Source organism: Nocardia sp. NPDC057668, from assembly GCF_042799795.1.
Lineage (GTDB): Bacteria > Actinomycetota > Actinomycetes > Mycobacteriales > Mycobacteriaceae > Nocardia.
Genome location: NZ_JBHVIC010000003.1, coordinates 336491 through 354995 on the forward strand (window position 1 = coordinate 336491; position 18505 = coordinate 354995).

Below are 18505 nucleotides of genomic sequence, written 5' to 3' on the forward strand. Positions count from 1 at the left end.
ACGACACGTGTCCTCTCGTCGGCCGGTGCGGTTGCCGAGTCGCGCGGGGAGCGCGCCGCAGCCGGGGACACCACTATCGGCCGGCGGCTCGGCTCGGGGATTGGAAAAATGTTCCCCAGGCCCGGTCGCGGTCCGCGGCGATGGCGGGCAGCGCGTCCGCCCGCAGCGACCCCGGCGTGCGCTCGGCGAAGATCGCCACGTCCCGGCACAGATGCGCCTGATCGGTGTACCCGCAGGCCGCCGCAACCTCGGCGGCCGGCCTGCCCGCCAGCAGACCGACTGTCGCGCAACGGAATCGGGCCAGCATCGCCGCGCGCTTGGGCGTGAGTCCGATCTGGTCCTCGAACCTGGACCACAGCCGCTTACGACTCCAGCCGAGCGATCGCGCGAGCTCGGCGACCCGCACCTGACCACCGGCGGCGACGATGCGCTGCCACGCCGCGCCGACCTCGGGCTCCAGCACCCGGTCCGGCCTGTCACGCTGGGCCAGAAACGCTTTCGTGACCGTGAACCGCCGCTCCCAGTTCCCCGCCGCCGCGAGCCGCTCCCGCAGCCGGTCCGCCTCCGGCCCCCACAGCTCGTCGAGGGATACGACGCCCGGCCCCAGTTCGTGCGCGGCGACGCCCAGCAGCGAATAGGCCCGGGCCGGCGACAACCGCACCTCGACGCATTCGGCGGAGACGCTGCGAATGCGAGTGGCCCCCATGGGAAGTCCCACGACGAACCCGCCCAGCCGCCGCTGCCCGCCCGCACCGTCAACGGTCAGATCCCGCCCCGAGAATTCGATCACCACCCCGACCGCGGTGGTCGCGGCCGCCCGGTAGTCCCACCCCGCCCCGCCGAGGTCGCGATACCCGATCAGCGCCGCACCCGGCTCTCCGCCCGCCACCGGCCCCGCGAAGTCCCACCCCGCCCCGCCGACGTCCCCGGCTTCGGATACTCCCACACGCTCCACACTACGGATCCGGCGTTGCCGTACGCCGACGTCGGCCGGCCCGGCCGTCACCGAGCACCGCACGGCCGCGACGTTCCCGTGGAACCTCATTCCGTTTCCCGCTCATCACCGCGATGGAGCCGGCGCGGCGCGCCACACGCCGGAGAGCACCCAGCGGCCGTACCACTGCTCCGATCCCGGCGCGACACGATCTGCTGAGCTCACGTATGCGCCGACATCATCAGCGTCGTCGTTCGACCTGCGCTCTCACAGCTCATGCGCCACAACAGTCTTCGAGGACGGCGATCTTGAGGTCCGCGGATCGCACCCGGCCGCGGGTACGCCGAGTCCTGCTGCCGCCCCGCGGATCCCGCGCCGGTCACGCATACCATCGGACCATGCGACCGCGGTGGATCATCGACCTCCATGACGAGTTCCCGGGCTCGGCGGCGGTCGCGGCCGCACTGGACGATCCACTGATCGTCAGCACGCACGACGCCCTGGTGGGAAGCTGGCCCGAGGTCGACGCGGGTCGCGCGGTCGTCGGGTACGGGACGATGCCCACCATGACCCGCCTGCGCCGCGACCCTCGGCTGGGCGAGGCGGTGTTCGACGACTATGCGGCACTGCGCTGTTCGTCCTACTACCGCAACGTCTACGACCTCCTCGGCCGCACCGCCGTCCTCGTCCCGTTCGCGGCGGTCCCCACCCTCCCGCTCGAGCGGATGTTCGACGCCGACCGGGTCTTCCTCCGCAGCGACACGAACTTCAAACTCTTCCCCGCGGGCGTACACGCGGTCGGCGACCTCGGCGAATGGCTGCGCCTGTACGACCGTCACCGCGATGAGTTGGTCGTCGTCTCCGAGGTCGTGACCTTCGAACGCGAGTACCGCTGCTTCTGCCGCGACGGCCGGTTCGTCTGCGGCAGCAGCTATCCGGACGAGCCCTACCTGCGGGTCCCCGATCCGGTCCGGACCTTCGCCGAGATCGCGGCGACCTGCATGCTCGCCCACGGCCTCACCATGATCACCGTCGATGTCGGCGTGGACCCGGATGGCGTCTTCCGCCTGGTGGAACTGGGCGGCGTGAACAGTTGGGGCGTCTACGGTTCCGACGTCACCGACTTCATCACGGCCATGGAATCCGAGGCGGTCACCCGCACCGAAGTGTGATGACGCCCCGCCGCCGGTTCATTCAACCGCGATTGCTCATCGGGGCGGCCGACGTCGTGCAGCGGCGGTCGAATCACCTGCGCGCACCGGTTCATTGGTGGCGCTGCGACGCGTGCCCACCCCGCCGGAGCGGGTCGCGGGCACGCGTCGCACCGATGAGCGGGCGGTGTCGCCGACTTCCGGGGTCGCACCTGCGGCGGAGGTTCTCGGGAACAGTGCGGGCGGCGTGTCCCGTCCCGGCACGTGAGCACGCAACCCGGCACGCGTCGGTGTACGGCCGCCCTCGGCGACGCACAATCCCTCGAAGAGGTCGGATAGCGTTAGGCGGCATCGTGATCGGGAGGGAAATCATGGCGGACTCGATAGCGGCGGTGGCACGCGCCGAACACGCGGTGGCACGCCTGCGGGCGGCGGCAGCGTCGGCGGCGGGCGCGGTACGGCTGGAGCCGGGTGTTTCCGACGAGGTGATCGACGCCTGGCCGGTACCCGTCCCCGCCGAGATTCGCCTGCTGGCCCGTGAGATCGGCGAGCTCTGGTTCGACGAATACGACCCGATCACTTTCTCGCACAACCGGAACAGCACCCCGAAGTCCGGCCGGGCAGGCGAGGCAGGGACCTGGTGGGTGCTGCACACCAACGCCGCCGCCGAGACCTACTACGTCGACATCGACCCGATCACCGGCCGCTGGGGCCGGGTGTTCTCACACTGGGAAGACAACTCCAGCACGTTGGTCGCGGCGTCGGTCACCGACTGGTTCCTGGCACTGGCGGGCGGGATCGCCCTGGCAGCCGAGGTCGCCGCGGGCGAACGCGTGGACGACCTGGATCCCGACCTCGACGATGACGACCTCGCGGCCCTGGACTTCGAGACCGTCTTCGCCGATTGGTTCCACCGCCAGAACGAGTTCGTCCTGACCGACGAAACCCCTTCTGCCCCGGCGATCCCGGCAGACGCCGCCCGCCACTCCCCCGACCCCGAGGTGGCAGCGGCCGCGGCCGACCTCCCGGACGACGCGGTACTGGCCGACCTCCGCGCCGCCCCGTACCCGACGCACGTGTCCTTCAATGAGCTGAAAGGCGGCTTCGCCACATACCGCCGCGCCGGCGACGGCGCGTTCCTGGCCGCGGTTCCGGAGCATTGGTGACCACCGCGCCGAACTGATCGGGAAATGCGCTGTCCGAACGCTATCCCGCCCCCGTAGTTTCCGGCGAATGGCCGAGACCTACCCCGCCCGATGTGCGGATCACCCGACGGGCCACCCGCACCTGTCCGGTCCCGCCGTACCTCGGAGACCGGGTTGTGCGTCCGATGCATCGACCGCGTTCTCACGGACGGCTCGTGGCGGACCCGGCGGGCGCAGGCGGGCGGCCGCACGCCGCGACGCGCTGATCACCAAGTTCCCCGGGCTGAGCACGGTCAAGGACACACCCGCGGTGCTGCAACTCCGCGGACCGGAGTCGACTGCACGATCCCGGCGGGTCGTCAGCACATCAGCTGTTCCTCCGGGCTCACTCCGAGGCGAGGAATGTCGGCCGCCGGGTAGACGCCGGATGCGACGGCGCTGCCTAGCGTCGATTCCGTGAGCGAGAACAGAATTCAGCGAAGCGTCACGGCGCTGGTGGCGGCCGGTGTGGTCGTGGCGGGAGGCGCCGCGTGCGAGCCATCGGGGGGCGAGCGGCAGGTCATCGCGTGGCACGACTGCCGCACCGGGGCGGAGGACGCCATCGGGGCGAGGCTGTCAGCGGTCGGGGCGCAGTGCGGGGAGTTCTCGGCGCCGCTGGACTACGACGACCCAGGCGGCAGGACCATCACCATCGCGGTGGCCCGGCGCGCCGCGACGGACCAGACTCGGCGGCTCGGGACGCTCGTCGTGCAGACCGGGGGGCCGGGACCGTCGCGGGACGGGGTGCCGATGGTGATCGAGGGACCCGAGGGCGGGCATCCGGGCGCCGCTGAACTCGCCGAGCGATACGACCTCGTCGGCATGGATCCACGGTTCTTCGGTGCCAGCTCGCCGCTCGAATGCGGCTGGAAGACAAGCGATTACCTGGCCCTGGCGCAGACAGCGCCCGCGGATCGCGCGGGGTTCGACAGGACCGTCGCCGTCGCCGGGGAGCTGGCTCGCCGGTGCGAACCGGATCATGACCTGCTCCCGCACGCGTCCACGCGCAACGTGGCCCGGGACCTGGATCTGTTGCGAGGCTTGCTGAACGAATCGGAGCTGTCGTTCCTGGGCTGGTCCTGGGGCACCTACGTCGGCGCGGTCTACCTGCAGATGTTCGGCGAGCACAGCGGTCGATTCGTGCTGGACAGCGCCCTCGATCCCCGTGCTCCCGGCCCGGATCTGACCCGTGCGACCGCGCCCGCCGCGTCAGCCGCGCTGCAAGATTGGGCGCGCTGGGCCGCCGAGCGTCCCGAGCTGGGTTGGGGCGCGGCGCCGGACGCGGTTCTGTCCACCATCGACGGGATGCTCGAGCGGGTCGCCGCCGCGCCGGTGGCGCTCGCCGGGGTAGCCGTGACCCGCGAACTCATGCCCGGCTTGATGCTGACCGTCGACGATTCCGACGCCACCTACACGGACTTCGCGGCCCAACTGCGCGCTCTGTCCGATGCGTCCCTCGGTGTGCCGGTCGATCTGCCCGACAGCCTGGCGGCCAAGCTGGCGCTCTATGCCGAGACCACTGTGCTACCCGAATTGGGTTTCAGCGCAACGGTTGCCAACCAGTGCGCGGACCGCCCCGCGCGAGACACGGACGCCTACTTCACCGATATCGAGGACCACCGCGCCGCGGAACCGATCTACGGCGCGCTGGCCCGGCGGCTCACCCCGTGCTCGCTGTGGCCGGTGCGGCCCACCGAGACAGCAACCGGCATAGGCAACGAGCTGCCGGTTCTGCTGGTCGGAGCCGAGGGCGACCCCGTCGCGCCCGAGCCGGGGCAACGTGCGATGCGGCGGGCACTGGCCGGATCACGCAGCGTGACCCTGAAAAAGGCTGTCCGGCACGGCGTGTATCTCTTCGAGCGCAACCCGTGCGTGGACGACGCGATCTCACGGTATCTGCTGGACGGCACATTGCCGGTGACCGACCTGAACTGCACGCGCGAAGGATGATCGCGGGCCGGGTCGTCACGCCCGCGGGCGACCCAGCCCCGCCTCGTGCGCGATGATGACCGCCCGCACGCGGTCCCGCACCCCGAGTTTGGCGAGAATATGCCGCACATGGGTTTTCACGGTCCCCGCGCCGACGTCCAGGGTCGCGGCGATCTCGACGTTGGACAACCCCCGCGCCATGACCCGCAAGACGTCGGTCTCGCGCGGGGTCAGCGCGGCGACCAGGCGCTGTGCGACCGGGTCGAGCGGCGGCGCGAGGCGATCGAGCAGACGACGGGTGGTGGAGGCGGCCAGCACCGCATCGCCCGCGTGGACGGTGCGCACGGCGGACAGAAAGTCCTCCGGCGGAGCGTCCTTCAGCAGGAATCCGCTGGCGCCGGCGCGCACGGCCGCGACCGCGTAGTCATCGAGGTCATAGGTGGTGAGCACGAGCACCCTGGGCGGTCGGTCGGCGGCCAGCAGCCGCCGGGTGGTCTCGATGCCGTCGAGCCGGGGCATCCGAATATCCATGACGACCACGTCCGGGATGGTGCGAGCGGCCATCTCGAGCGCGACGATTCCGTCTCCGGCTTCACCCACGACCCGCAGGTCCGGCTGCGATTCCAGCACCATGCGGAATCCTGCGCGCACGAGCGCCTGATCTTCGACGAGCAGCACGGTGATCGGTGGGGTCTGCGGATTCACATTTGCTCCAACGGAATTCGAGCCAGCAACTGGTGCCCGGGTTCCTGGTCTCGCCGCCCGAACTCCAGGACGCCGCCATATGCTGACACCCGCTCACGCATACCGATCAGGCCGTATCCGTTTCTGCCGATGCCACTTTCGTCGAGGTTCGCGGATGGTGGCCGTCCGTGGCCTACTGTCCCGGAGCTTTCCTGCCCAGAGATTCCTTCCCGTGCACTTCGATGCCCGGGAGTCCCGTGGGCGGCATCTCCCTGCCCAAAGGTTCGCTCCAGTGCGATTCCCCGCCCTGAATTTCGAACCTCGGGACTTAGACTCCCGCCGTCATCGGCGATGCGAACCAGCAATTCCTCCGCCTCGCGCCGTACCGACACCGAGGCGCGCGCATCCGCCCCCGCGTGCTTGACGACGTTCGTCAGCGCTTCCTGAACGATCCGGTAGACGAGCAACCCGATCCCGGGATCGGTATCGCCACTGGAGAATTCGACGTCCAAGGCGACCTCCAGCCCGGCCGCCCGCAGATCGGCGACCAGCGGCCCCAGATCGGCGAGCCCCGGCGCGGGCTTGGCCGCGGCCGGTTCGATCGGACCGGCCCGCAACACCCCGATCGCACGCCGGGTCTCACCGAGCGCTTCCCGCCCCTGCTTCCCGATCGCCCCCAAAGCCTCTACCGCCCGCTCCGGTTGCGCCCGCGCCGCGTACCGCCCACCGTCGGCCTGCGCGATGATCACCCCCAGCGCATGCGCGAGGATGTCGTGAATATCCCGTGCGATCCGGGTCCGCTCGGACAGTACGGCCAGCCGAACCCCTTGCTCGTGTGCGGTTTCCAAGAGCGCGGCCCGCTCGGCGAGCGCCGCGAATTCGCCCCGCCGCGCCCGCTGCCAAGCCCCACCCAGCCACGCCGCCACCACCGTACTGGCCAGAAACGCCCCCACGATCAGATGCGCGAGCGCAGGCATGGGCAACTGCGGCCAACTCCACCCACCCAACACGGCGCCCCCGAGCCCCGCGATCAACCCGATCCCGCTCGCCCGCCCCCGCCCGTGCGCGGCCAGCGTGTACACCGCGATAGGCACCGCCACGTCGGCAAGCACGGCCCCGGTCGTGTCACGCACCGTCACCCACTGCACGAGGGCCACGATCCCGACGACCGCCGCCGACCCCTCCGGCCACCGCCGCCGCACCGCCACCGGCGCCAGCAACGCCACGGTGAACACGAAGTAGTCGCCCCCGGCCCCCACCAGCAATCCGACCAGCCCGCACACAATGCCCACCACACCCGCGACCACCGCGTCGACCAGCACCGGCCGCCCACGCAGCCACCCCACCACCCGTTCGCCGACCACCGGCCCACCCTAATCCGGGCCCCCCGATCGGCCCTCACCTCCAAGGATGAGATCGCACGTGCCCAGCTACGACCTACGGGATAGAGCGGGTTGGTGGCAGACCCGCGTTGTGGTCTCCCGGTATGACCACGCTGGCAGTCGCCCAGCACTCGCTTCGTACCGTCCCCGACTCACTGCGGGAACTGACTGATCCGTGTGTTCTGAAAGCTGGTGAACAGCCACATTCCCTGTTGCCGCAACGCGACTCGGGTCTGGACGGACCGTGCCTCGGGTGGCGCGGCCACCCCGGGGGCATGGGGCGATCGCCCACCGTGACCAGCACCGCGACATTCGGCAGGGGAAAGCGCAGCGTCGTGGTGTCGGGTTCTGCCATGCGGGTGCCTTTCATGAACCCGTCGAAGCCCTCCTGCATCACCGTGGCGAGGTCGGTCCGGCCTTGGACGCGTTCCCCGATCACCGATACGAAATCCGCGTCGGGGGTGAACGTGGCGGCGAAGGCGGTGCCGTCACCTGCGGCCCAGGCGTCCATCTGCGCGCGCAGCAGGGCGAGGACGGCGGTTTCGTCGGTCATGACGCCGCCTGTCCCCGGCGCAGGCCCGCGAACTCGAGGACGGCGAAAGCCGCGACGAACGCCGCGCCGGCGAGCATGAAGGCCCGGCCCCGGTTCGTCAGCGGAATCAGGTCCAGGACAGCGAGTTCGACCATGATCACCGCAGAGAGCGCGTTGACCGCGACGACGGCGGCAACCAGGCGCGAGGGTAGCCGCGGGTGGCCCGCGATGAGCAACAGTGCCGCGGCGCCGCCCAGCATGCCGACACCGAAGGGGACCGACCAGGCGGGCGGCAATCCGAGTGGTTCACGCAACAGCGGGGCGGTGGCCAGCAGGAATACGCCGAAAACACCGGTGCTCCAACCATCTACACGCAAGGCGGTGCGGAGCCCGGGGCCGGAGTCGAAGGTGATCGTGGTGGTCATGACGCCGACGTTGCCAGTGGCCGGTCATCGTCTCAATGACCTCGAGGGTCATGGCGACCGGCCGCTCCGGCCCGATAGCGTGTCCGAGTGACGCGTTCGATGCAGGAATCCCCCGTCGGCAGGCTGCTGCGGGAGTGGCGACAGCGGCGGCGGCTCAGTCAGCTGGATCTGGCGCTCGCCGCCGACAGTTCGGCACGACATGTGTCCTGCATCGAGACCGGAAAGTCCCAGCCGAGCCGGGCCATGGTGCTCAAGCTCTGTGATGTCCTGGAAGTTCCTCTGCGCGAGCGCAATACGGTGTTGCTCGCGGCCGGATACGCGCCGCAGTACCGGGAGAGCAGCCTGGACGATGTCCAGCTCACCGCTGCCCGGGCTGCGTTGGACACCATGCTGACCGCGCACGAGCCCTATCCGGCGATCGCGGTGGATCGGTACTGGAATGTCGTCGCCACCAATCGCGCCATGGGCCTGTTCTCCGGCGAGGTCGACGAGCGGCTGATGGAACGGCCCAACGTCTACCGCCTGGCCCTGCACCCCGGCCCGCCCGATGCCGCCACGCGCATGATCAACCATGGTCAGGTCCGGGATTTCCTGCTGGAACGGCTGCTCCGCCAGGTGCGGGCGACAGGCGATCCGATTCTGCGTGAGCTGTACGACGAGGTCTCGCGATACCCGGTCCCGGCGCACACCGAACCCGATCCCGGTGCACCGACGCCCTTCGCGGTGCCGCTGCGCATCGCCACCCCGATGGGTGAGCTTCGCATGTTCAGCACCATGGTCACCTTCGGGGCGCCCTCCGATGTCACGCTCGCGGAACTGGCGATCGAGTTGTTCTATCCGATGGACGAATTGACCGCCGACGCACTGCGCACGCTCTTCACCGCGGGTGCCGGCATCCAACCCTGACAGCCCGCCGGTAGTGAAGTGCGGGAGGCGGGAATCATGGGCCGGCGCGGAGCACGGCTGCGCCCGGTGTGAACCGTGTGGGGGACGGCCGATGCCGGACCTTCACGGCTTGGACGCCCACGAGGAGTGGCGGAAGCTTCATTCGCGCGGCAGCCGGTCCCGCCGCGCGGTTCCCGAGCCCAGCGGGCAGGGGCTCACCCTCGGCGGGATCGGCGGTGGATCAGCCACCCTCCGCTGGTCGCCGCAATCAGGACGAAGGCCCCTATCGCGGTACCGGTCAGGACCCAGGAGCTTCCCGATTCACCCGTGTTCGTCGCGATGAATGCGGACCCGGCCGTGACCGACCCTTCGGGATCCGCGGTCACGTCCCGCGCATACCGCGGGGTGGAGATCCGATCGCCGGAGACCGAGACCTCCAGGGTGACCGGAGTAGTCGTCCCGCGTTGATGGCCGGTGCCGCCGGTGACGAAGACCTCCAGGTAGTACCACCCGGGCATGCTCCACAGTTTCGTGGCGGCGTTGCCGCTGTCGCGATTGCGGTAGAACACCCGGGGTGATTCGAGCGGGTCGAGCACGCGGGTCTGCCCGTCCGTGGCCGATTGCGCGGTGAGCCGGTATTTGGTGCGCAGCGAGTCATCGAGTTGCGCCTCGATCCCGGTGACGCCGGAGCAGGGCCCGGCGCTGAGCCGGTAGGACACGCCCTGGCCCCAGTCGAGCGCGACCTTGAAGAACACTCGCTCACCCGCCAGCAGTGTGTCGGTGTAGCGGCCGCTGCCCGGCAGCGCGGTGGCGTCGGCGAAGGACCCGCCGCCCACCACGGAAACCGATGGGCCGGGCTGCTCGACGAAACCGGCCCTGTTGTTCGCGGGTACGGCGGGACCGGAGTCATCGAGGGTCGGCGGCTCGAGCCGGACCTGGATTTCCAAGGGGCGGTTCAGAACCGGGATGTCCCGATAGCCGTCCGGGTGCGGCCGCGAGACCGCGAAGGTGAATCTGCCCGAGGCTTTGCAGGCGGTCCCGGCATCGGGGAATGCGGCGGTGACGGTCGCCACCGCGCCCTTGTCGGCTCCCGCGATCACCTCGCCGATGGGTGAGGTCGTACATGGCCGCCCATCGGGACCGGTCGGGGCGAGCGACAGCATCTCGACGCCGAGATTGTTGCCGGCCGGGAGTATGACCGTGGCCGAGAAGTAGACCCGCCATCCGTCGGGTACGTCGACCGCGTAATGCCTCGCCTCGGAGTCGATGTCATCGACATAGCTACCGGCTGTCAGTACCGGCGCACCGGCGGGAGTGGCCGACCCGTCCACCGGGATTCCGCGAACCTGATAGGACCGCAGCGCTTTTGCGACGGTGCGCGGCAACACTCGTTCGAGTGCGACGCCGTCCTCGGCATCGGCGTAGGTTCCACCGGTCGCATTAGCTATGCAGGACAGCTGATCCCGCGCGACCCCGCTGACGCGGAACCCGATCGTGTGAACCCGGAGCCTGATCCCCTGTCCGGCAAGTTCTTTCGCCACCGCGCAGGGTTCCGGCGGCGCACACGTGTCTTCTCCGTCCGAAACGAGCACGATGCCGCGCTCACCGCCGGCAGGCAGCGCGGCAGCCGCCTGCCGCAGTGCGTACCCGATAGGCGTGTACCCCCGCGGCTGGAGACCGTCGATCGCACTCCGCAACCCGGCGGTGTCGCCCTCCCCGACCGCAACCAGCTGCCGATGGTCCCGACACCCGGCCGCATGGTCTTCGGGACCCGACCCGGTCCCGGTCCCGTACGCGCCCAGCCCGACCCGCGCTCCAGCGGGCAGCCGGTCCACGAACGCACCCAGCGCCCGCTTGGCAGAGTCCAAACGGGTTCCCCCGGTGTCGGTTTCAGCCATCGATCCGGAGGAGTCGACCACCACCATCAACGGGTTCGACGCCGCCTCGGCGGATGCGGGCCCGACGCTGACGGGGCCACCCGCCAACACCGTCAGAATCACAGCGACCACCACGACCCAGCGCGACACGTCCCCGTCCCCTCATCTCGCCTTGAAATGGACCCCTCCGCGACAGACGCTAACCGAGAACAGCCAGGCCTCACATGCCCCGAAAACACTTGGGAAGACCGCTGATTCATGAAATACGCTCGATCGTGCGCGGCAGTTTTCCTGGGTGACCAGCCTTCTCAGGTCAATTCCTCCGTCGCTCCGCGCCCCGCGGCTGTAGCGCGGGCGAGAAAGTCCGTGATCAGATCGAGTTCGGCGGCACTGTAGTCGGCGCAGATCCCGTCCAGGGATGCGTTCATCCCGGCGAACAGGCCGAGCAGCTCGGCGTTGCGTTCCCGCAGGCCGCGAACCAGCGTGGCGCGGCGGTCGGCGGGGTCGGCTTCGCGGGCCACCCAGCCGCCTTTTTCGAGTCGGTCGAGAATTCCGGTGAGGGTCGCCGGATGCAGCCCGGCCTCGCGCGCCAGCGCCTTCGGGCCGAGCGGGCCGAGCCGGTTGATCACGTCGAGGCAGTCGAGGTCGACGTCCTTCATCTCAAGCCGGCTGCCGACCCGCCGGTTGAGCAGGGACAGCTGATTGCTCAGCTCCCGCAACGACCCCTTGAGCTCGACGGTCGCCTTCCGATGAGCATATGTTACCGAATTCATATAATACGACTCCCAAAATATAATGATACGGTTCTCATACTATACGACAACCGGATGGACTCATCATGTACCTCGTGACCGGAGCGACCGGCATCATCGGCCGCCCACTCGTCGAAGAACTGCTATCGGGGGGCGCCGAGATCCGGGCCATCACCCGCGACCCGCAACAAGCCGGTTTCCCTGCCGGAGTGGAAACCTTTGCGCCCGAAGCGATTCACGCCGCGCTGCGGGGTGTTCACGGGCTGTTCGTCCACCCCCGCGCGGCCAAGGACAACACCGACGAGCTGCTCCGGCTCGCCGCCGAACAGGGCGTCCGGAAGGTGGTCGTGATGTCCGCGATCAATGTGGACGACGACCCCGGCCACCAGCCCTCCCGATACAACGGTGACCGCAATGCCGAGGTGGAGCGCGCCGTCACCGCGAGCGGGCTGCCGTGGGTTGCGGTGCGGCCCAGCTCATTCGCGATCAACACGCTCGGAATGTGGCGTGGCCAGCTCGCGTTCGGAGACACCGTCCGGGGGCCGTACGGCGGCTTCGCCGAGGCGGTGATCCACGAGCGCGATGTCGCCGCGGTGATCGCCCGGGCGCTGCTGGACGACGCGCTGCTCGGCCGCAAGATCCCCATCACCGGGCCCGAGGCGCTCAGACTCGACGAGATGGTTCCGATCATCGGCGCGGCGATCGGCAGGCCGCTGCGATTCCAGGAGGTCCCCGCCGAGGCGGCCGCCCAGGCCATGATCCGGAACGGCCTCGGTGAGCAGTTCGTGCGGGCGCTCATGGCGCGCTACCGGCGCGAGATGGAGCGACCCGCGACGGTGACGACCGAGGTCGAGACGATCCTCGGCCGTCCCGCCCGGGGCTTCGCCGACTGGGTCGGCGACCACGCGGGGGCATGGTCGTGACGAGGTTCGCACGCTTCGCCGGCCTGCTTTTCACCGGCCTCTTCGCCGGATTCCTTGTCGGCGTTCTGGTTCTGGAGCTCTCCCTGCGAAACTTCGACCGCTCGGTCTACACCCGGGTCCGGCTCGTCGAGCTCGACTCGCTGGACAAGCTCGCCACAGCCACGCTGCTACCCGCGCTGGCCGCCACAGCCGTATCGACCTTCCGGACATTCCGAACGAACACCCGGTGGTTGGCGGTGGCCGCGCCGGCCCTGCTCGTGTTCGTCCTCGGCCTCACGATCATGGTGAATCTTCCGATCAATGCCGACCAGCTGGGGTGGAACGTGCAGTCTCCGCCCGCCGATTGGTCGGAGGTGCGGGACCGCTGGCAGATCGCCCACACCGTGCGAACGGTGGCCGCGGTTCTCGCCTTCGGATTCCTCGCCCTCACCACCGTGCTGCCCAGCCGGGGTGCTTCCCCGCAGACGGTTGCCGAATCCTCACGGGAGACGTGACCAGATCTCCAGCCACCCGCGCACTTCGGCTATCTCGGAGTCGCTGCCGTGCCGAAGATTTCGAAGCACGATGAGCTCGTTCTTGATCTGCCGGAGCTCACGGATCCGGTCGATCGGCAAACTCCGCCAGTGCGACGAATCCGATTTCGCGCGATCGAGTTGACCGGTGCGACGATCGAGAAACCATCGGTAGATGGAGGCACTATCGCGCACCGGATCATCGATGTCGGGACCGAACCTGTTGATCATTGCCACCCGCAGGTTCATGGCATCGCGGATCTGGCTCTGACGATAGGACTCGTCGTCGGTCGACTCGGCGATCAGCTCCCGAATCGCGATCGAGACACGCGCCCGGTCGAGAGCGGACTCACCTTCGATGCGCATCGCTTCTTGTCCGGCGACCTCGGCCAGCCCGAGCCAGTTCGACTCGGCCGGCGACGGCGCGTGCGTACGCAGCCAGCCCGCTACGTCGGCCGGTGCCAGCAGAACAAGCTGATCCAGCAGTTCCGCAACGCTACTCATCACAGTTCTCCGGCGACTGGAGGACGATCCCGAAGGACTCGAAAACTTCACGAGCAACTTTACGGTCGCCCGGCGGGGGTGACCTACCGGTCATTTATCGCGCCAGCCGGGCCGCCAAGTACGGCGCTGTCCGGCTGTCACGCGCCGCGGCCACCCGCGCGGGCGGCCCGGCGGCGACCACCCGCCCACCGCCGTCGCCCGCCCCGGGCCCCAGATCGATCACCCAGTCGACCCCCGCCACCACCGTCATGTCGTGTTCGGCGACAACGACGGTGTTGCCGGCGTCGACGAGGTGGTGCAGCTGACGTTCGAGCAGTTCGACATCGGCGGGATGCAGCCCCGTGGTCGGCTCGTCGAGCACATAGAGGGTGTGACCGCGGCGGGCCCGCTGCAACTCGGTCGCGAGTTTGATGCGCTGCGCTTCACCGCCGGAGAGTTCGGTGGCGGGCTGACCGAGGCGCAGATAACCGAGTCCGACCTCGCGCAAAGTGCGCAGACTCCGTGCCGCGCCGGGCAGGTCGGTGAGGAATTCCGATGCCTCGTCGACGGTCATCGCCAGCACATCGGCGATGGTGCGGTCGCGGTAGCGCACCTCCAGCGTCTCCTCGGAGTAGCGCGCGCCGTGACAGGTCGGGCAGGTGGCGTAGGTACCGGGCAGGAAAAGGAGTTCCACGGCGACGAACCCCTCGCCCTGACAGGTCGGGCAGCGCCCCTCGGCGACGTTGAACGAGAACCGCCCCGCGGTCCATTTGCGTTGGCGCGCTTCGTCGGTCGCGGCGAACACCCGCCGCACGGCGTCGAACATGCCGGTGTAGGTGGCCAGGTTCGAGCGCGGCGTGCGCCCGATCGGGCGCTGGTCCACGGTGACCAGGCGATCGATGCCCGCGAGTCCGTCGGCGCTGACCCCGATGCTCGCGTCCTGATCGAGGTCGATGAGCGCCGCATCCGGATCGCCGCCGTCGGATTCCTCGGCGTCGGGCGGCGCTCCGCCGGGGGACAGATGGCGGGTGACGACATCGCCGAGCACCTTGCAGACGAGCGTCGATTTCCCCGATCCGGAAACACCGGTGACCGCCGTGAACACCCCGAGCGGCACCTCCACCGTCAGATCGCGCAGATTGTGAAAACGGATGCCGCGCAACCGCAATGTGCCGATCGGAGTGCGCGGTTGCCGGGACGCACGCGGGCGATCGCCGAAAAGGTAGGGGCGGGTCACCGACGCGGTCGCCGCGGCCAAGCCCGCGACCGGCCCGCTGTAGACCACTTCCCCGCCGAGCTCCCCCGCCCCCGGTCCCACGTCGACGATCCAGTCCGCGCGACGCACCACGTCCATGTCGTGTTCGACCACGAACAGCGAATTGCCCGCTCGCCGTAGCCGATCCAGCACGTCGAGCAGCGGCTCGGCATCGGCCGGGTGCAGACCTGCGGAGGGCTCGTCGAGCACATACAGCACCCCGAACAGCCCCGCGCGCAGCTGAGTCGCCAGGCGCAGCCGCTGTAATTCGCCCGGGGACACCGTCGGCGTGCGGCGATTCAAACTCAGGTAGCCCAGGCCGAGATCGATGAGTACCTGCGTGCGGGCGACCAGGTCCGCCGCGATCAGGGTGGCGACCTCGGTGAGTTCGCCGGATTCGGTGGATTCCCAGGCGGCGCCGGCCTCGGCGCGGTTCGCGGCCGGACGCAGCGCGTCGACGAGATCGGTGAGCGACAGCGCGATGTACTCCGCGATAGTCCGCCCGGCGAACGTGACGGCCAGCGCCTCGGGTCGCAGCCCGGAACCACCGCAGACCGGGCAGTCGATGCTGTCGACGAATTGCAGCACCCGCCGTCGCATGGTGGCACTCTGCGAGTTGGCCAGGGTGTGGCGGACGTGGCGTTCCGCGCTCGAGAAGGTGCCGTTGTAGTAGTAGTCGGCCTGCACGGGATGCGACTGCGGATCGATGGTGACGGTCGGCTGCTCATCGGTGAACAGGATCCAATCCCGTTTGGCCTTGGCGATTTTGCGCCAGGGCTTGTCGATGTCGTAGCCCAGCGTCACCAGGATGTCGCGAAGATTCTGACCCTGCCAGGCGCCGGGCCACGCGGCGACCGCGCCCTCCCGGATCGTCAGCGACGGATCGGGCACCAGCGTTTCCTCGGTCATCCGGTGGATGCGCCCCAGCCCGTGACACTCCGGACACGCGCCGACCGCGGTGTTGGGCGAGAACGCGTCGGAATCCAGCCGTTCGCTCGCGCCCGCCGGGTAGGTGCCGGCCCGGGAGAACAGCATCCGCAGCAGGTTCGACAGCGTCGTCACCGTCCCGACCGTCGAGCGCGATGTTCCCGCCCCGCGCCGCTGCTGCAGCGCGACCGCGGGCGGCAATCCGGTGATGTCGTCGACTTTCGGCGCTCCGGTCGGCAGCAGCAATCTACGCGCATAAGGTGCGACGGACTCGAAGTAGCGACGCTGGGCTTCGGCGTAGATGGTCCCGAACGCCAGCGACGACTTCCCCGAACCGGAGACGCCGGTAAAGGCCACGAGCGCGTCACGCGGCGCTTTCACATCGACAGACCGGAGGTTGTGCACCTGGGAACCGCGCACGCGGACGAAGTGGTCGAGCTCCTGCTCGGGTGCCATCCGGTCATTCTGCCGCACTTCCGGATGCAATCAGCAACAATTTAGCTACCACTCGCGATGGGCGCTGCGGGCCGGAGGCGGTCCCGCCTGATCAACCGTGCGAGTACATGCCCTCCACCAGCCCCGCGATCGTCGCCCGCCGCCTACCGCCCTGCCCGGCTACCGCGATGCCCGTGCAGCGTGCTCACGAGCGATATCGGCGACCACCCGCGGCAGCAAGTCGTGCTCCGCGGCCAGCACCCGTGCGGCCAACGATTCGGCGCTGTCACCCGCGAGCACCGGCACTTCACGCTGAGCGAGCACCGCACCGGTGTCATATTCCTCGTCGACCAGGTGCACCGAGGGCCCCGACACCGCGTCGCCGGCGGCTAACACCGCTTCGTGCACGCGGATCCCCCACATGCCGTGCCCGCCGTGCTTCGGCAGCAGAGCCGGATGTATATTGATGATCCGCCCCGAAAACTCGCTCCGCACACCAGGTCCCAGCTTGCGCATGTACCCCGCGGTCACGACCAAGCCCACCTCGTGCTCAACCAGCACCGCGCGGATCGCGTCGTCGAGCGCCACCGGATCCGGGTGCGTGCGACCCGACATATGCCGCGCCGAGACACCATGCTCACGCGCGTACTCCAACGCTCCCGAACCGCTGTTGTTCGACAGGACGATCGCGACTTCGAACAAGCCGTCAGCGGCCAGCGACGCCCGATGCAACGCGCGCATGTTGGAGCCGTTGTGCGAAGCCAGAACACCGAGCCGCAGCTTTGCCATGGCCAGAAGTCTCGCACTTCGACTCCCGGCGATGCCGGGCGGACCACAAGGAGTTGGTCGGACCACTGCCCTATGGTGTGGCTGCATCAGCCGAACGTGAAGAGGGTTGCATGGAGAAGCGGTACGGGCGTCGGGAATATGTTGAGATCACGCGGTTTATGTCGCCGGGCCGGGACGATCATGTTCGCGCTATCGAGCGATGCGAGAACGATGATGCCGCGCGTGAACAGATGTTGACCCGGCTCGAAGCCGACCGGAAGATCGTCCAGTTCGACAGCAAGGCGCCCCTGGAGAGTGTTCTCCGTCGGCTTCGGTCCCTGTTCATGTATCCGACAGAGATGAACCTGCGCTGGACGAAAGCCCTCAGCGCCCGGTTCGAGACCTACGGATCCATCGACGGCGTGGAAGCGTTGCTCGAGTACATCGGCGAGCGAAGCCTCACGGTCGGAACCGCACTGGTCTCGATAGACACGCAAAATGACTGGTATGCACTTGCTTTCGTTTCCGAACGAAGCAGCCATGCACTCACCGCCATCGCACCGGGGTACATCGGGACGCTTCGGAGCGGAAGCGAAAGCAGCGAGCGGTCCAGTGTCGCGCATGGCCCGCTGGTCGCCCGGGAATCCGGATTCGCGAATCCAGAGAGCACACCCGGCGTTTCGTGGATGGCGGTGTATCTGCTCGGGGCCGACCCGCATGCCATCCTGTGCGATCTGGGGCTGACCGATACCGGAATCGCCTACGCCCCGGGCATTTCCACACTTGCCTGCGCGATCCTGCCGGGATGGGTCGTCGTCGTCGACCACCACGCCGAAGGTCTCGGCTATGTCGGGAACGCTGAACTACTGCAACGCCTTTCCTGCCGAGGCACCTACGTGGTTGCCTGCTTTCGGTCAGCGGATCAGCGCACGAGTAGCGCCGTCCAATATTTCGGCGGGAACCGATACTGGGCGACGCACTATGATCCCGATCGATCCGAAGGTGGAAACCACCTCGACTACTGGGGCAATCTCTACTGGGACTTCGCGAAAATCCGTGCCGCAGGCTGGAAAAAGCACAAGAAGTCCCCCGACCAGGGACACCTCTACCGAGTTCCTCTGGCCGCCGCGCACGAGTGGACCGGGTTCGTCGACACCACTCCGCTCACCGAGGCGAGACGGAACTGATCACGGAGGCTCGAGAGGCCATATCGGTCCAACCTCAGCAGCGCGCGTACATGCCGATCAGCGGCATTGTGTCTCCATCAGCTATCGCGCCTGCCTGCGAATCCCACCCCGCCCGGCACTCCATTCGCGCTCCGGCGAACCTCGCCCGAACGCGGTCATCGAATAAGACAGACGGTCGGGGCGGGTCCACAGGTACCTGTGGACCCCCCCCCACGCGTGGACGGAGTTGGCCGGCGACATTTAAGATATGCACCACGCGGCCAACGAATAGATCAAGACG

At 68.7% G+C, this 18505-nt stretch carries 17 protein-coding genes; 7 read left to right on the forward strand and 10 right to left on the reverse strand.

All coding sequences use genetic code 11. The annotated features are described in order from the left end of the window. Nucleotides 1-73: 73 nt before the first annotated feature. Entirely contained in the window at nt 74-946 is an 873-nt protein-coding gene (locus ACFVBH_RS20085; RefSeq protein ID WP_379003278.1) for a helix-turn-helix domain-containing protein, read from the reverse strand. Nucleotides 947-1332: 386 nt separating this feature from the next. Here ACFVBH_RS20085 and ACFVBH_RS20090 point away from each other — a divergent pair, with 386 nt between their 5' ends. The 3 genes from ACFVBH_RS20090 (at nt 1333) to ACFVBH_RS20100 (ending at nt 5219) form a co-directional block, all read left to right on the forward strand. Then, nucleotides 1333-2106, forward strand: coding sequence for an ATP-grasp domain-containing protein (locus ACFVBH_RS20090; protein WP_379003280.1), 774 nt, complete (start codon nt 1333-1335; stop codon nt 2104-2106). A 350-nt stretch (nt 2107-2456) separates the two neighbouring features. Beyond that, nucleotides 2457-3251 (forward strand): hypothetical protein, encoded by a 795-nt coding sequence (locus ACFVBH_RS20095; protein ID WP_379003282.1) that lies wholly within the window; start codon nt 2457-2459, stop codon nt 3249-3251. 435 nt (nt 3252-3686) lie between these two features. Then, on the forward strand, nt 3687-5219 hold the full coding sequence (locus tag ACFVBH_RS20100) for an alpha/beta hydrolase (protein ID WP_379003284.1): 1533 nt from the start codon (nt 3687-3689) through the stop codon (nt 5217-5219). Nucleotides 5220-5234: 15 nt separating this feature from the next. Here the strand turns inward: ACFVBH_RS20100 and ACFVBH_RS20105 are convergent, their stop codons facing one another. From ACFVBH_RS20105 to ACFVBH_RS20120, 4 genes are all read right to left on the reverse strand, one after another. Further along, nucleotides 5235-5903 carry a response regulator gene (locus tag ACFVBH_RS20105; RefSeq protein ID WP_379003286.1) on the reverse strand — a complete coding sequence of 223 codons (669 nt, stop codon included), beginning with the start codon at nt 5901-5903 and terminating at the stop codon, nt 5235-5237. Next, nucleotides 5900-7246 carry a sensor histidine kinase gene (locus tag ACFVBH_RS20110; protein WP_379003288.1) on the reverse strand — a complete coding sequence of 449 codons (1347 nt, stop codon included), beginning with the start codon at nt 7244-7246 and terminating at the stop codon, nt 5900-5902. Before ACFVBH_RS20110 ends, ACFVBH_RS20105 begins: the two co-directional genes overlap by 4 nt. A gap of 73 nt (nt 7247-7319) precedes the next feature. After that, on the reverse strand, nt 7320-7817 hold the full coding sequence (locus tag ACFVBH_RS20115; RefSeq protein WP_379003290.1) for an SgcJ/EcaC family oxidoreductase: 498 nt from the start codon (nt 7815-7817) through the stop codon (nt 7320-7322). Beyond that, nucleotides 7814-8221, reverse strand: a complete 408-nt coding sequence (locus tag ACFVBH_RS20120; RefSeq protein WP_379003292.1) for a hypothetical protein — start codon at nt 8219-8221, stop codon at nt 7814-7816. The genes ACFVBH_RS20115 and ACFVBH_RS20120 overlap by 4 nt, the downstream gene beginning before the upstream one ends. Nucleotides 8222-8320: 99 nt before the next feature. Between ACFVBH_RS20120 and ACFVBH_RS20125 the strand changes: the two genes are divergently transcribed. Continuing rightward, entirely contained in the window at nt 8321-9127 is an 807-nt protein-coding gene (locus ACFVBH_RS20125) for a helix-turn-helix domain-containing protein (RefSeq protein ID WP_379004547.1), read from the forward strand. 194 nt (nt 9128-9321) lie between these two features. Here the strand turns inward: ACFVBH_RS20125 and ACFVBH_RS20130 are convergent, their stop codons facing one another. Together ACFVBH_RS20130 and ACFVBH_RS20135 are read right to left on the reverse strand one after the other, a co-directional pair. Next, entirely contained in the window at nt 9322-11133 is a 1812-nt protein-coding gene (locus tag ACFVBH_RS20130) for a VWA domain-containing protein (protein WP_379003294.1), read from the reverse strand. 158 nt (nt 11134-11291) lie between these two features. Continuing rightward, nucleotides 11292-11756, reverse strand: a complete 465-nt coding sequence (locus ACFVBH_RS20135; RefSeq protein ID WP_379003296.1) for a MarR family transcriptional regulator — start codon at nt 11754-11756, stop codon at nt 11292-11294. A gap of 65 nt (nt 11757-11821) precedes the next feature. On the opposite strand from ACFVBH_RS20135, the gene ACFVBH_RS20140 reads away from it, so the two are divergent. Further along, complete coding sequence (locus ACFVBH_RS20140) at nt 11822-12658, forward strand: SDR family oxidoreductase (RefSeq protein ID WP_379003298.1); 837 nt, start codon at nt 11822-11824, stop codon at nt 12656-12658. Beyond that, a complete protein-coding gene (locus ACFVBH_RS20145; RefSeq protein WP_379003300.1) occupies nt 12655-13152 on the forward strand; it encodes an anthrone oxygenase family protein in 498 nt (165 codons plus the stop codon). Before ACFVBH_RS20140 ends, ACFVBH_RS20145 begins: the two co-directional genes overlap by 4 nt. Here the strand turns inward: ACFVBH_RS20145 and ACFVBH_RS20150 are convergent. From ACFVBH_RS20150 to purN, 3 genes are all read right to left on the reverse strand, one after another. Further along, nucleotides 13138-13674, reverse strand: a complete 537-nt coding sequence (locus tag ACFVBH_RS20150; protein ID WP_379003302.1) for a hypothetical protein — start codon at nt 13672-13674, stop codon at nt 13138-13140. The genes ACFVBH_RS20145 and ACFVBH_RS20150 overlap by 15 nt on opposite strands. 94 nt (nt 13675-13768) lie before the next feature. Further along, entirely contained in the window at nt 13769-16291 is a 2523-nt protein-coding gene (locus ACFVBH_RS20155; protein WP_379003304.1) for an ABC transporter, read from the reverse strand. Nucleotides 16292-16450: 159 nt separating this feature from the next. Beyond that, nucleotides 16451-17059 (reverse strand): phosphoribosylglycinamide formyltransferase, encoded by a 609-nt coding sequence (gene purN / locus ACFVBH_RS20160; RefSeq protein ID WP_379003306.1) that lies wholly within the window; start codon nt 17057-17059, stop codon nt 16451-16453. 110 nt (nt 17060-17169) lie between these two features. Between purN and ACFVBH_RS20165 the strand changes: the two genes are divergently transcribed. Further along, on the forward strand, nt 17170-18225 hold the full coding sequence (locus ACFVBH_RS20165; RefSeq protein WP_379003308.1) for a hypothetical protein: 1056 nt from the start codon (nt 17170-17172) through the stop codon (nt 18223-18225). Nucleotides 18226-18505 lie beyond the last annotated feature (280 nt).